The 14,140-nt window shown below is 70.8% G+C and carries 10 protein-coding genes; 6 read left to right on the forward strand and 4 right to left on the reverse strand.

Annotation, left to right across the window (positions count from 1 at the left end):
* Window positions 1–8: 8 nt before the first annotated feature.
* Together A5780_RS04345 and A5780_RS04350 are read left to right on the forward strand one after the other, a co-directional pair.
* Window positions 9–4,064, forward strand: a complete 4,056-nt coding sequence (locus A5780_RS04345; RefSeq protein ID WP_082976275.1) for a Pls/PosA family non-ribosomal peptide synthetase — start codon at window positions 9–11, stop codon at window positions 4,062–4,064.
* A gap of 13 nt (window positions 4,065–4,077) precedes the next feature.
* Window positions 4,078–5,436: a M1 family metallopeptidase gene (locus A5780_RS04350; RefSeq protein ID WP_064903571.1), complete on the forward strand. Its 1,359-nt coding sequence runs from the start codon at window positions 4,078–4,080 to the stop codon at window positions 5,434–5,436.
* 1 nt (window position 5,437) lies between these two features.
* Here the strand turns inward: A5780_RS04350 and A5780_RS04355 are convergent, their stop codons facing one another.
* On the reverse strand, window positions 5,438–6,277 hold the full coding sequence (locus tag A5780_RS04355) for a patatin-like phospholipase family protein (protein WP_064907773.1): 840 nt from the start codon (window positions 6,275–6,277) through the stop codon (window positions 5,438–5,440).
* A gap of 150 nt (window positions 6,278–6,427) precedes the next feature.
* Between A5780_RS04355 and A5780_RS04360 the strand changes: the two genes are divergently transcribed.
* On the forward strand, window positions 6,428–7,048 hold the full coding sequence (locus A5780_RS04360) for a helix-turn-helix domain-containing protein (protein ID WP_064907774.1): 621 nt from the start codon (window positions 6,428–6,430) through the stop codon (window positions 7,046–7,048).
* Window positions 7,049–7,095: 47 nt separating this feature from the next.
* Window positions 7,096–7,749 carry an enoyl-CoA hydratase-related protein gene (locus A5780_RS04365; RefSeq protein WP_064907775.1) on the forward strand — a complete coding sequence of 218 codons (654 nt, stop codon included), beginning with the start codon at window positions 7,096–7,098 and terminating at the stop codon, window positions 7,747–7,749.
* Window positions 7,750–7,758: 9 nt separating this feature from the next.
* On the opposite strand, the gene A5780_RS04370 is transcribed toward A5780_RS04365, so the two are convergent.
* Complete coding sequence (locus tag A5780_RS04370) at window positions 7,759–10,734, reverse strand: crotonase/enoyl-CoA hydratase family protein (protein ID WP_064907776.1); 2,976 nt, start codon at window positions 10,732–10,734, stop codon at window positions 7,759–7,761.
* Between the two features lie 99 nt (window positions 10,735–10,833).
* On the opposite strand from A5780_RS04370, the gene A5780_RS04375 reads away from it, so the two are divergent.
* Both A5780_RS04375 and A5780_RS04380 read left to right on the forward strand, forming a co-directional pair.
* Window positions 10,834–11,196 (forward strand): helix-turn-helix transcriptional regulator, encoded by a 363-nt coding sequence (locus tag A5780_RS04375; protein ID WP_064907777.1) that lies wholly within the window; start codon window positions 10,834–10,836, stop codon window positions 11,194–11,196.
* Complete coding sequence (locus tag A5780_RS04380) at window positions 11,193–11,678, forward strand: SRPBCC family protein (protein WP_063016773.1); 486 nt, start codon at window positions 11,193–11,195, stop codon at window positions 11,676–11,678. Before A5780_RS04375 ends, A5780_RS04380 begins: the two co-directional genes overlap by 4 nt.
* A 190-nt stretch (window positions 11,679–11,868) precedes the next feature.
* Here A5780_RS04380 and mshC read toward each other — a convergent pair whose 3' ends face one another.
* Both mshC and A5780_RS04390 read right to left on the reverse strand, forming a co-directional pair.
* On the reverse strand, window positions 11,869–13,107 hold the full coding sequence (gene mshC, locus A5780_RS04385; protein WP_063016775.1) for a cysteine--1-D-myo-inosityl 2-amino-2-deoxy-alpha-D-glucopyranoside ligase: 1,239 nt from the start codon (window positions 13,105–13,107) through the stop codon (window positions 11,869–11,871).
* Between the two features lie 189 nt (window positions 13,108–13,296).
* On the reverse strand, window positions 13,297–14,136 hold the full coding sequence (locus A5780_RS04390) for an SCO1664 family protein (protein ID WP_064907778.1): 840 nt from the start codon (window positions 14,134–14,136) through the stop codon (window positions 13,297–13,299).
* Window positions 14,137–14,140 lie beyond the last annotated feature (4 nt).

Here is a 14,140-nt window from a genome sequence, read left to right on the forward strand (position 1 = left end):
AAGCTCCGATGAGCTCCGAGACCGCGACGGATTCCCGAACCCGCGCAGATGCCGGCCCCTCCGCCTCGGCGGTGGCCGAAACCGACGGGACCGAGGTCGCCGACCCGGACTCCGGCCGGCGTACCGCGCAGGCTCCCGCCTCGCCGCTGCTGCGCGGCGCCGCCGCGGCGCAGCCTCGCACACTGGTCGACATCCTCGCCGAAACAGCACACGCGCACCCCGACGCCGATGCCGTCGACGACGGCACGGAGGTACTGACCTATCGGGAGTTGCTCGCGGCGATCGACGCGACGGTAACCGAGTTGCGGGCGGCGGGCATCCGGCGCGGCGACCGGGTCGGAGTGCGGATCCCCTCGGGAACCGCACGGCTGTATGTGACCATCCTCGCCGTCCTGCGCGCCGGGGCCGCCTACGTCCCCGTCGACGCCGACGACCCGGAGGAACGCGCCGAACTGGTCTTCGGCGAGGCCGCGGTCGCCGCCGTCGTCACTGCCGACGGCATCACCGCCGTGCGCCGAGACGACACCGCCGTGCGCGCGGACGACACCGCCGTCGGCCGAGACGGCACCGACCCGCGTGGAGACGGCAACCACGCGCCGGCCGATCGCGACGCGCCCGGCCCCACGATCGACGACGACGCGTGGATCATCTTCACCTCCGGCTCCACGGGAACCCCCAAGGGGGTGGCGGTCACCCACCGCAACGCCGCCGCATTCGTCGACGCCGAAGCGCGAGTGTTTTTGCGGCAGGACCCGATCGGGCCCGGCGACCGGGTGCTGGCCGGACTGTCGGTGGCCTTCGACGCGTCCTGCGAGGAGATGTGGCTGGCGTGGCGGCACGGCGCGTGCCTGGTGCCGGCGCCGCGGGCGCTGGTACGTAGCGGGATGGATCTGGGGCCCTGGCTGGTGCGCCGCGAGATCAGCATCGTGTCCACGGTGCCCACCCTGGCCGCCATGTGGCCGCCGGAAGCGCTCGACGCGGTGCGGCTGCTGATCTTCGGCGGCGAGGCGGTGCCCCCGGAACTGGCCGAGCGGCTCGCCGGCAGCGACGACCGCGAGGTGTGGAACACCTACGGCCCCACCGAGGCCACCGTGGTGGCGTGCGCGGCACAGCTCACCGGCGCGCCGCCGGTGCGCATCGGATTACCGCTGGACGGCTGGGATCTGGCCGTCGTCGACGCCGGCGGCACACCGGTCGCCGAAGGGGAAGCCGGTGAACTGGTGATCGGCGGCGTCGGGCTGGCCCGCTACCTCGACCCGGCCAAGGACGCCGAGAAGTACGCGCCGATGCCGACACTCGGATGGCAGCGCGCCTACCGCTCCGGCGATATGGTGCGCAACGACCCCGCGGGGCTGATCTTCCTCGGCCGCGCCGACGACCAGGTCAAAGTCGGGGGACGGCGGATCGAACTCGGCGAACTCGACGCCGCGCTGCAACATCTGCCCGGCGTCACCGCCGCCGCGGCCGCCGTGCGCACCACCGCCACCGGCACCCCGATCCTCGTGGGCTACCTGTCCACCGGCGACGACGGCATCGACCTGTCGCACGCGCGGGAACTGCTCGCCGAACGACTGCCCGCGGCCCTCGTGCCCCGGCTGGCCGTGCTGGACGAATTACCCACGCGCACATCGGGAAAGGTCGACCGTGACGCGCTGCCGTGGCCGCTGCCCGGCGCCGACGGCGAACCCGGCGCGGGTTTGGACGGCACCGCGTATTGGCTTGCGGGACTGTGGCATTCGGTGCTCGGCGCCGATGTCGACGACTTGGACTCGGACTTCTTCGACCTCGGCGGCGGTTCGCTGTCGGCGGCGCAGCTGGTCACCGCGCTGCGCGAACGGCTGCCGCAGATCACCGTCGCCGACCTCTACGATCATCCGCGCCTCGGCGCGCTGGCCGAATTCATCGACGCCGCCGCCCCCACCGAACAAGCGCCCACCCGCCACGTCACCCCGACACCGCGGCGCGCGCAATGGTTCCAGGTGCTGGCCTCGGTGCCGCTGACCACCCTCACCGGCCTGCAATGGCTCACCTGGCTCGGCGTGGTCACCAACATCGCCTCCCGCTTCGGTGCGCTGCCGTGGATGCCGGGACTGTCGTGGTGGTGGGCGCTGGCCGGATTCGTGCTGTTCATCTCACCGCCCGGCCGGATGGCGATCTGCGTGGCCGGCGCCCGCATCCTGCTGCGCGGCGTGCGAGCCGGCAGCTACCCACGCGGCGGCTCGGTCCATCTGCGCCTGTGGACGGCGGTGCGGATGGCCGAGGCCGCGGGCGCGGAAAACCTCTCCGGCGCACCGTGGATGGTGCCGTTCGCCCGCGCGCTCGGGGCACGCATCGGGCGCGGCGTCGACCTGCACACGCTGCCGCCGGTCACCGGGATGCTCGAACTCGGCGACGGCTGCAGCGTCGAACCCGAAGTGGACCTGGCCGGATACTGGATCGACGGCGACCTCGTGCACATCGGGGAAATCCGCATCGGGCCCGGCGCGGTGGTCGGTTCCCGCTCCACGGTGATGCCCGGCGCGGTGATCGGCAAGAACGCCGTCGTGGAACCGGGCTCGGCGGTATTCGGGAAGGTGAAAGCGGGCCAGAGCTGGGCCGGATCGCCCGCGGTGAAAGTCGGTCCCGCCGAACATCGCTGGCCCGCCGGCACACCGCCGCGCGCACTGCACTGGGTGCTCGTCTTCGGCGTCACCTCGATGCTGCTGTCGGCGCTGCCGGTGTTCGCCCTGGCCGCGGGCGGACTGCTGCTGGCCTGGTGGATCCGCGACGAAACAACGCTGACCGGGGCGCTGGCACACGCGATGCTGGTGCTGCCGGTGGCCGCGCTGATCGTGCTCGCGGTCTTCGCTGTGGTGACCGTCGTCGCGATCCGCGTGCTCGCGATCGGATTGACCGAGGGCTACCACCCCGTGCGTAGTCGTGTCGGCTGGCAGGCCTGGGCCACCGAACGGCTCACCGACTCCGCGCGGACCTTCCTGTTCCCGCTGTATGCCAGCCTGCTCACTCCGCTGTGGCTGCGGCTGCTCGGCGCCGACGTGGGCAAGGGCGTCGAGGCGTCGACGGTGCTGCTGCTGCCGAAATTCACCAAGGTCGCCGACGGGGCCTTCCTCGCCGACGACACCATGATCGCCGGCTACGAACTCGGCGGCGGCTGGATGCACATCGGCGGCGCCAAGGTGGGAAAGCGGGCCTTTCTGGGTAACTCCGGTATGACCGCGCCCGGACGGCGGGTGCCCAAGAACGGTTTGGTGGCGGTGTTGTCGGCGGCTCCGGAGAAGGCGAAGGCGGGTTCGTCGTGGCTGGGCAGCCCGCCGGTGCGGTTGCGCCGCACCGCCGGCGATTCCGACACCGCGCGCACCTTCGATCCGCCGCTGCGGTTGAAACTGGCGCGCGCGCTGGTGGAGACCTGCCGGCTGATCCCGGTGATCCTCAGCTTCGGCATCGGGCTCGGTGTGTTGTTCGCCTTGGCCTGGCTGGCCTCCGGGCCCGGATACTGGCTGGCCGCACTCTGTTCCGGTGTGGTGCTGCTGATCGCCGGCGCCGCGGCCGGTGCGTGCGCGGTGGCGGCGAAATGGTTGATCGTCGGACGTATCCGGAAGGTGGAACATCCGCTCTGGAGTTCGTTCGTGTGGCGCAACGAGGTGTGCGACGCGTTCGTGGAAACCGTTGCCGCGCCGTGGTTCGCGCGCGCGGCCACCGGCACCGCGGTGATGAACATCTGGCTGCGCGGGCTCGGCGCGCGCATCGGGCGCGGAGTGTGGTGCGAATCGTACTGGCTGCCCGAGGCCGATCTGGTGAGCCTCGGCGACGGAGCGACGGTGGAACGCGGCTGTGTCGTGCAAACACATCTGTTCCATGATCGGATCATGTCCATGGACAGCGTGACCCTCGAGGCCGGAGCCACCCTCGGCCCGCACTGCGTGGCACTGCCCGCGGCCCGCATCGGCGCCGGTGCGACCGTGGGCCCGGCGTCGCTGGTGATGCGCGGGGACACCGTCCCCGCGTCGACCCGGTGGCAGGGCAATCCGATTGCGCCGTGGCCGGATACCCGGCGCGGTAAGTGAAGGCAGGTCGTCGGTGAAGCTGGGCAAAGGTGGCGCCGAGGCGCCGATCGACGACTATCTGCCGCAGAACGGCAACCGCGGCTATCGGGTCTCGCGTTACGAACTGGACCTGATGTACAAGGTCGCCGCCAACCGGCTGACCGGGCGGGCCACCATCACGGCGGTGACCACCGCGGTGCAGCCGCGGTTCGCGCTGGATCTGTCGCAAACACTGAGTGTGGCAAAGGTTTTCGTCAACGGCGCCAAACCCGCCAAATACACCCACACCCGCGGGAAGCTGACGATCACACCCGCGCGCCAGGTCCCGCCCGGCGCGGCCTTGTCGATCGTCGTGCACTACGGCGGCACCCCGAAACCCGTGCGCGGGCCGTGGGGTGAGGTCGGCTGGGAGGAACTCACCGACGGTGTGCTCGTGGCGAGCCAGCCCAACGGCGCGGCGTCCTGGTTCCCGTGCGACGACCACCCCAGCTCCAAGGCGAGCTACCGGATATCGATCACCACCGACTCCCCGTATCACGCGCTCGCCAACGGCGTGCTGACCGCTCGCACCACCAAATCCAGCCAGACCACCTGGGTGTACGAGCAGTCCGAGCCGATGGCCTCCTATCTGGCCACCATCCAGATCGGTCCCTATCGCGCCCACCGCATCGACGCCGGACGCCTCACGAAGGTGCCGATGACCGCGGTGCTACCGCCGCGGCTGCGCATCGCCTTCGACCACGACTTCGCTCGGCAACCACAGATGATGGCCGAATTCGAGCGCCGGTTCGGGCCCTATCCGTTTCCCGGCTACACCGTCGTCGTCACCGACGACGAGCTCGAAATCCCCATCGAGGCACAGGGATTGTCGATCTTCGGCGCCAACCACTGCGACGGGCAGCGCGGCGCGGAACGGCTCATCGCGCACGAACTGGCCCACCAGTGGTTCGGCAACAGCCTCACCGTGCGGCAGTGGCGCGACATCTGGCTGCACGAGGGCTTCGCCTGCTACGCCGAATGGATCTGGTCCCAGGCCGGCGGCGGACCCAGCGCCGACCAGCTGGCCCGCGCCGCCCGCCAGAACCTCGCCCGGTCCGCGCAGGATCTCGTGATCGGCGATCCCGGGCCGGCGTCGATGTTCGACGACCGGGTGTACAAACGCGGCGCCCTCACCCTGCATGCGCTGCGCCTGCGCCTCGGCGACGACGCCTTCTTCTCCCTGCTGCGCGACTGGACCGCCCGGCACCGCTACGGCACCGTCGCCGCCGAGGACTTCACCGACCTCGCCGGCCACTACAGCCCCGCCCCGCTGCGCGAGTTGTGGGACAGCTGGCTCTACCGCGCGGCGTTGCCCGAGCTGCCGCAGCACGGGCTGGGCGCGGTCGGCAGCTGACTCAGGCGTCGAATCCGACGTCGACCAATTGCCGTGCCGCATCGGCGGATTGGCGCAACCCGGCTTCGTAGGCAGGGGTCAGCGCGGCCGGGTTGAACACGTCGATGCCGAAGACGGCCACCGCCTCGGCATCGGGGGCGATGGAGATCTCGGTCTCCGCGCCGTGCGCGCGATCGGTGCGGGTGCGGGGGAACATGTGCGCCAGCGGTTCCATGATCACCACGATCTGCGCGCCGGCGGCCAGGTCGGCATTGAGGGCCGAGCGCACACCGCCGTCGAAATAGCGGGATTCACCGATCGGGATCGGCGGGAAGACGCCCGGGACCGAGGTGCTCGCGGCCAGTGCCTGCGGCAACGTCGCCGCGGTGTCGCGGGTCCACACCTGCAGTTCGCCGGTGCCGATATCGACCGTGGTGACGCGCAGGTCGGCCTCCGGCCATTCGGTGACACCGGCCAGCCGGGCGATCCGTTCGACGTGGGCGTCGGGATCTCCGGCCTCGGTGGCCAGCGCCAATTCGCCCATGCGGCGGCGGATTTCGCGCGCGTCGCCGGGGGTGGTTCGCAATGAGAAGATCTCGGCGAGTCGGCGTGGATCCGGTGCGAACGATTCGCCGCCCGGCGACCGGGTGGCCCCCAGGTGTTCCAGATCCCCGCCCGCCGCGAGCACCGCACCGACCACCGACCCTGCCGACGTGCCCACGATCCGGTCCGCGCGCGCGGGATCGATCCCGGCGGCACGCAATCCGACCATCACCCCCGCCATCCACGCGATCCCGACGGGACCGCCGCCGCCCAGTACCAATGCGGTGCGGAATCGGTCGGGCGAGAGTGCGGCACACATGAGCGCGACACTACCGGCGCGCTCTCCGCCGCGCAGCGCCTCGGACCTCACGGAGCGCCTCGATCGCGCGCTGTCGGTGTGCTGTGCCGGTCGCGATCGTGTGGCGCACACCACCGAGTAATAGAGCAATTGCTCTGTTATGGTGAGGTCGTGCCCCGCCCCCGCATCCACGACCTCGATGTCGTTCTCGACCATGCCGAAGCGCTCGCCGTGGCCGCGGGTGTGCCCGCCGTGACGATTCGCGCGGTCGCGGCTGCCAGCGGCATGTCGAACGGGGCGATCTACCACAGTTTCGGCTCGCGCGCGCAACTGGTGGCGCGCATGTGGATTCGCGCCGCGCACCGGTTCCTGGACGTGCAGAACGAACTCGTCGACGAGGCGCTGGCGGACGGATCCGGCAGCGAGGCCGCCGTGCAGGCGGTCGTGCGCGCGGCCGAGGCGCCCGCGGAGTTCGCCGCACGGTATCCGGCCTCGTCCCGCCTGGTGACGATGCTGCGGCACGACGAGGTGCTCGCCGCGGAGCTGCCCGAGAGTGTGGCCGCCGAGGTGCGCGCACAGCACCGCGGGCTCGTCGCGGTGATGCGGCGGTTGTCGGCGCACCTGTGGCAGCGCGAGGACCGGCGCGCGGTCGAGGTGATCACCGCCTGCATCGTCGATCTGCCCACCGCGCTGCTGCTGTCGCGTGACCGCCTCGCCGACCCCGACACCCGGATGCGGTTGCGGGCCGCCGTCCGTGCCGCCGTCAGCGCCGGACCTCCACCGAAACACTGACCCCCACACCACAAACCGGCTACCAACGAAGCACCGAAGGAGATCCGATGTCCCCCGCTCTCACCTACCGTGACACCGTCGCCGTCCTCGACCTCGGCGCCGTCGAGAACCGCTTCTCACCCGAGTTCCTCGCCGCCGTGAACGCTCACCTCGACACCGTGCTCGCCGATGGCGCCACCGGATTGATCACCACCGCGAGCGGCAAGTTCTACTCCAACGGACTCGACCTGGAGTGGCTGGGCGCCCACGGCGAGCGCGCCCCGTGGTACGTCGAACAGGTGCAGGGGCTGCTGGCGCGGGTGCTCACGCTGCCGGTGCCGAGTGTGGCGGCCCTGCCCGGTCATGCCTTCGGCGCCGGCGCGATGCTCGCCCTCGCGCACGACCAGCGGGTCATGCGCGCCGATCGTGGCTACTTCTGCTTCCCCGAGGTCGACATCCGCGTGCCGTTCACCCCGGCGCTGGCCGCGCTCGTGCAGGCCAAGCTGTCGGCCGAAGCCATCACCGCCGCGGTGCTCACCGGACGACGGTTCGGCGGGGCCGAAGCCCACGAATACGGCCTGGTCGACGCCACCGCCGCCGCGGGCACGGAGGTCGAGATCGCCACCGCGCTGCTGGCCCCGCTCGGCGCCAAGGACCAAGGCACATTGGGATCGATCAAATCGGTGTTCTACGCCGGCGCCTACACTGCGTTGACCGCCTGATCGCGCTGCTCAGCGGCCCTTCCACTCGGGCGTGCGCTTCTGCGCGAACGCCAGCACACCCTCGGCCGCATCCTCCGACGACAGCGCACTGCCCGACACCTCGAGCTGGCGCGTGAACGCGATATCGGTGGACCAGTCCGGTGATTCGTCGATGATGCGTTTACTCGCCGCCAGACTCAGCGGCGCGTTCACCGCGATCCGCTGCGCCAGCTCCAGTGCGGCGTCGAGGGCCTTCCCCGATTCGGTCACCTGATTGACCAGTCCCAGTGCCGCCGCGCGTTCGGCGGAGATGGGATCACCGGTCAGCGCCAGCTCCATCGCCACCGCCCGCGGTAACCGCTGCGCCAGCCGCAAGACGCCACCGCCGACGGCCACCAGTCCGCGTTTGACCTCGGGGATCCCGAACGTCGAATCCTGTGCTGCCACCACGAGATCGGCGGCCAGCGCCAGTTCGCAGCCACCGGCCAGGGCCGGTCCCTCGACCGCCGCGATCAACGGCTTCACCGGTGGTTTCGCGGTGATACCGAGCGGGCCGCGCTTCTCGGTCATCGGCGTCTCGCCGCGCGAGGCGGCCTTGAGATCCATTCCGGCGCAAAAGTATCCACCCGCGCCGGTGATGATCGCGACCTGCGCCGACGGATCGGCCTCGTAGGCGTCCAGGGCCCGTTCCAGCCCGAGGGCGGTGGCCAGATTGACGGCATTGCGCACCTGCGGGCGGTTCAAGGTGATGATCGTGACCGGGCCGCGGCGCTCCACCAGCACCGGCGGGGCGGGCGGGGCCGGCAACTCCACCCGCTCGCGACCCTCGACGCTGATGTCGTGCCCGGACACCATCACCGGCAAACCCAGCAGATCGCCGTCGACCAATTGCGCGATCAGCTCGGAATCGGTGTTGCGCAGCAGAATCCGGCCGCCCGCGGGTTCGATCAGGCTCACAATCGCCGCTTCCGGCTGCCCGTCGCGAGCGTAGGAGACGGTGTAGGCCTCCACCACCGCGGGCCCGTCGTGGGTGCTGCGGGCCGGGCGAGCCGGCGGATTCTCGATGATCGGGCGCAGATGCCGGTACGGCCGGGCGGGCGGCAGCGACGAGTACACGCCCAGAGCGTGTTTGGTGACGTACCAGCCCAGCGAACTCGCCAGGCCGAAGGTGCCCGGTTCCGCGCGCAACCGCGCCACCATCGTCGCCACCGCGTGGCCGCCGTAGTTGTTACCCGGACCGCCGCCGAAGGTCAGCCCGCCGGTCACCGACAGCGGACGCGCCGGATCGTCGATCGCCAGCCCCAATTCGCGCGCGGCGATCTGCACCGCCACCGGGAAGCAGGCGTAGAGATCCACGTGGGTCAGCGCCTCGACGCCGATGCCGCTGTGCTCGAGCACCGCCCGGCCCAGCGTCGCGATCGCCGGTGAGGCCGCCAGTTCGGCGCGTTCACTGGTGAACCACTCGTCGTGCCCGGACGCGCCGGCGTGGATGAAGATCCACTTGTCCTGCGCGATTCCGGCCTCCTGCGCGGCCGCGGCACTGCACACCACGATGCCGCTGGCCATATCGACGGTCAGATTCGCGCATTCCAGTTTGGTGTAGGGCGTGGACACCATGCGATTGTCCGGACCGGGGGTGGCGATCCGGTCGGCGTCGAATTCCTCGGGCTGCCAGGCGTATTCGTTGCGCGCCGCCACCGCCGACAGCCGCGACCAGAGTTCGGCCACGGCCTCGGCGTGATCGCCGGGGCTGCGGCCCAGCCGATGCCGGTTCGCCGACTCCAGCAGGGCGTACATGTTGATCGGCGCGATCAGGCCCGCCGCGGTCTCGGCCGGATTGTTGGCCGGTTTGTCGATGCCGATCGAGCGGGTCGGCGCGACCTCGGAACCCTGCTGCGGCCACGACAGCTCGACACCGGCGCGCTGCGCGGCGGCCTGCGTGGCTCCGGCCTCCGCGCCGGTGACCAGCACCATGTCGTACTCACCGGCCGCGATCGCCGCCGCGGCCTCGTTGATCACCAGCTGACCGCCGTCGCCGCCGAAGGGACTCGACTGCGCGGTGTCGACATCGCCCACACCCAGGCGCTGCGCGATCACCGCCCCCATATCCCGGTACTGCCACGACGTGCACGCCACCGCGAACACCGCGTCCGCGCGGCGCAGCAGGTCCTCTCCGGCGCCGGTATCGGCCGCGGCGCGCCGCAACGCGGTCACCGCGAGCGCGGCCGGATCGCCGTAACCGGAATCCGGTGTGCGCTGGGTGATCTGCCCGACGCCCACCAGCACGGGGGTCCGGGGATCGATCTCGGTGCCCGAGGCACGATGTCGAATGGGCTGTGCCGCACGCTTTTTCACCGGTCCGGCCGCGGCGATCGCGTCGGGTAGCCGGGCCAGGGACTGCTCCATCGCCTCACCGAGGCTGCGGGCCACCGACGCGCCCAGCGGGCCCTCGACCGGCGGGCCGCCGAGCCCGGCATCGAAGTACACCGTCGCCTCGTCGCCGGCGCCGGCGACGGTCAGCCAATACCCCAGCCGCACTCCCTGCGGACCCTCGCCGCGCAGCGCGAAACCGCGCTCGCCGGCCTCGACGACCGTCCAGCGCAACTCGGCGGGGATGCCCATCACCAGCGCCTGCTGCGTGAACGTCAGGCACTCGCGCACAGCGCCGGGTGCCTCGCCCCGCCAGCCGGCGTGCAGGGTGAACCAGTCGGCCAGCCGGTTCAGATCCGAGAGATAGGCTGCCACGGCATCGGGTGCCACCCGAATGCCGCGGCGGGCATGTGCGGACCGGGCGTAGTCGCTCACACCGGCGGGCGTGAGATAACCGTCTGCCTCTTCGGCCGGTGTGGCCGCCGGGGCGGAGTGCGATCGAGCGGCGCCGATCAGGCCGGCGATCAGGTCACGCGCGATGCGCGGATCCTTGCGCACCGCCGCGAACAGGGCATTTCCCGCCTCGAGCTTGGTGCGTGCGGCGCGGATTCGATCCGATCCCGGCAATGGCGACACCGACAACCTCCTTGTTGCGTCCCGAGACAATTAATCACCCGCTCTTTCGGGGCGTCAAAGACTTGTGACCTGCGTTACGTAAGTCTAGACTTACGGTTCGTGGGGACTTACCAAGATGGTGCGCTCGACGCTCTCGGGGATCCGACCCGGCGAGCGATCTTCGAACGACTCGGGCGCGGACCCTGCGCCGTCGGTGAGCTGGCCGCCGAACTCCCGGTCAGCCGTCCGGCGGTCTCCCAGCACCTGAAGGTGCTCAAACAGGCGGGGCTGGTGGTCGACGAGGCGATCGGCACCCGCCGGATCTACCGGCTCGATCCGAACGGCATCGACGCCCTGCGCGGCTACTTCACCCGGTTCTGGACGACGGCGATGTCGTCGTTTCGCGACCGGGCCGAGGCCGCCGCACGCCCTCAATCGATCGAAACAATTAGCGGGACAACCATATTCGAGGAGCAGTCATGACACAGCAAACCAGCGAGACCCAGGTGCGCGTCGAACTCACCGTCGAGGCGCCCATCGACACCGCCTTCGACGTCTTCACCACCGGCATGGACAGCTGGTGGCCCCGCGAACACCACATCGGCGCGGGGCCGCTGGCCGAAGTGGTGGTCGAACCCCGCGTCGGCGGACGGTTGTTCGGCCGCGAGGCCGACGGCACCGAATGCCCGTGGGGTCGCGTCCTCGTGTGGGACCGTCCCGGCCACTTCGCGTTCTCCTGGGACATCTCCCTGGACTGGAAATACCAGCCCGACCCGGCCCTGACCAGCCGCGTCGATGTCACCTTCACCCCTGTCGATTCCACCCACACCGCCGTCACTCTCGTGCACGGTGACTTCGCCAACCACGGCGAGGGGTGGGAATCCATGCGCGACGCGGTCGGCTCGCCGGGCGGCTGGCCCGGACTGGCGGACACCTACGCACGCGCCGCCGCGGCCGCTGCCTGAACTGCTGCGCGCACTTCCGCGCCCCCATCGCGAGGCGGCGGCAGTGGTGAATCGGTTCAGCGCTGAGGTAAACGATCACAGCTGATCCGCAGGTGTCGCACCTGCGGATCAGCTGTCCGGCCTCGAGCCGCGGCGGCCTACTGCCTGCAGTCGTTGCGCATGTGCAGCCAGTGCACCGCGCACCCTCTGTTCAGAGAGTGACGCCCAGCAGGGCATCGACGGCCGTGCGAACCAGGCCCGGCGCCGCGGTGTCCGGCCCGCCGTATGTCAGGGCCTGCTGCACCCAGCTGTCCACGGCGGCAAGGGCTTTCGGGGTGTCCAGATCATCGGCCAGGTGCTGACGCAATCGCGCGACCGTCTCCTCGGCCCCCGGACCCGACTCCAGCGCCGCCGCCTGCCGCCAGCGCGCGAGCCGCTGCTGCGCCTGCTCGAGCACCGCATCCGACCACTGCCGATCGGTGCGGTAGTGGTCGGCGAACAGGCCCAGCCGGATGGCCGACGGATCCACGCCCGCGCGCCGCAACTTCGACACGAACACCAGATTGCCCCGCGACTTGGACATCTTCTCGCCGTCCAAGCCGATCAACCCGGCATGCACGTAGTGCCGGGCGAAGCGCCGATGCGACACCAGCGCCTCGGCGTGCGCGGCCGAATACTCGTGATGCGGATAGATCAGATCGCTGCCGCCACCCTGAATGTCGAATTCGGGGCCGAGCCGGTTCAACGCGATCGCCGCACACTCGATATGCCAGCCCGGGCGGCCCTCGCCGAACGGCGCCGGCCACGACGGCTCACCCGGCCGCGCCGCCCGCCACAGCAGCGCGTCGATCGGGTCGCGCTTACCCGGGCGCTCCGGATCGCCACCGCGCTCGGCGAACAGCCGATCCATCGTGGCCCGGTCGTAGCCGGATTCGTAGCCGAACTGCTCGGTGGCGTCGTGGCGGAAGTAGATGTCGCGGTATTCGGCGTCGTCGACCACATACGCCGCCCCGGCGGCCAGCAGTTTGTCCACCAGTTCCACGACCTCGCCGACCGATTCGATCGCGCCGATGTAGTCGCGCGGCGGCAGCACCCGCAGCTGCGCCATATCCTCGCGGAACAACTCGATCTCGCCGGTGCCGAGTTCGCGCCAGTCCACCCCGTCGCGCTCGGCCCGCTCGAACAGCGGATCGTCGACGTCGGTGATGTTCTGTACGTAGTGCACCTCGTGGCCGCCGTCGCGCAGGATCCGGTTGACCAGATCGAAGGCCAGATAGGTCGCCGCGTGCCCCAGATGCGTGGCGTCGTAGGGTGTGATGCCGCAGACATACATGGTGGCGGTCGCGCCGGGCGACACCGGGCGCACCTGCCGGTCGGCGGTATCGAACAACCGCAACGGCGGTCCGGATCCGGGGACGGCGGGAACGGAGATTTCGGACCAGGACTGCATGATTCGAGGGTAAGGGTCCGGGCGGGCACCTCGCCCGCCGCCCCCGGCTACCGGGCCCGTCGCGGGGTGTTCGCCACCACATCCGACCTCGGCCGGGGCCAGCGGTGCGGCGAAGTCAACCGTTGTACGCCGCGCGCACCGAATGCGGCGCGCACGTCGGCGGATCGGCGCGCCCGGATTCGCGCCGGCTCAGAACGCGGGCCAGGGAATGGGGCGAGAGCTGATCGGTTGCGGCAGCACCGGATCGTTCAGCAGCTCGCGGGCCCGCGCCTCCAGGGCCTCGATCTCGTCGCCGGTGATGTGCTCGGCCAGCGCCGAACCGATCGGACCCGCAATCCGGTCGGCGAACACGGCGATGTCACCGAGCAGTTCCTCCCCCACCGGCTCACCCGCCCAGCCCCACAGTACCGTGCGCAATTTCGGTTCGCTGTGCAGGCAGATCCCGTGGTCGACCCCGTAGACACCGCCGTCGACGCCTTCGAGGGCGTGCCCGCCCTTGCGGTCGGCGTTGTTGAGCAATACGTCCAGCACCGCCATCCGGCGCAGTCGCGGATCGTCGGCATGGACGAGTGACACGCGCGCACCCGTGCCGTCCACCGCCCGCAGCACTTCCCGGAACCCGGCGGGCACCGCACCGGCGGGCACCAGATCCACCAGATCCAGGCGCTCCGGTGCCGCCTCACCCGGGTCGACGGTCTCGATCCAGCGCTGCACCATGCCGGGCCCCAGCGGACCCTCCCGCAGAATCGTCTCCGGAATCACCGACCACCCCAGCGCCGCCGACACCAGATACGAGGCCACCTCGCGCCCGGCCAGCGTGCCGTCGGGGAAATCCCACAGCGGACGCTCCCCGCGCACCGGCTTGTACACCACTCGCAGCGGCTCCGCGCCACCGTCGACCGGCGGGTCGATCTCACAGACCAGGGTCAGGTTGCTGGCGGTGGTCACCCGCCCGATGATCGACAACTCACCGCTGTAGAGGCCGTCGCGGGCCGCGCCCTCGTCTGCGGTCGCCGCGCGCGTGGTCACCGGT

It is taken from the genome of Nocardia sp. 852002-20019_SCH5090214 (genome assembly GCF_001665865.1).
In the GTDB taxonomy this organism is placed as follows: domain Bacteria; phylum Actinomycetota; class Actinomycetes; order Mycobacteriales; family Mycobacteriaceae; genus Nocardia; species Nocardia nova.

Excerpts from the sequence above, each read along its gene's own strand:
- A5780_RS04345 (WP_082976275.1), top strand. The coding sequence starts at position 9 with ATGAGCTCCGAGACCGCGACGGATTCCCGAACCCGCGCAGATGCCGGC.
- A5780_RS04355 (WP_064907773.1), bottom strand. The coding sequence starts at position 6,277 with ATGTGTGCCGCACTCTCGCCCGACCGATTCCGCACCGCATTGGTACTG.
- A5780_RS04380 (WP_063016773.1), top strand. The coding sequence starts at position 11,193 with ATGACACAGCAAACCAGCGAGACCCAGGTGCGCGTCGAACTCACCGTC.
- A5780_RS04365 (WP_064907775.1), top strand. The coding sequence starts at position 7,096 with ATGTCCCCCGCTCTCACCTACCGTGACACCGTCGCCGTCCTCGACCTC.
- mshC (WP_063016775.1), bottom strand. The coding sequence starts at position 13,107 with ATGCAGTCCTGGTCCGAAATCTCCGTTCCCGCCGTCCCCGGATCCGGA.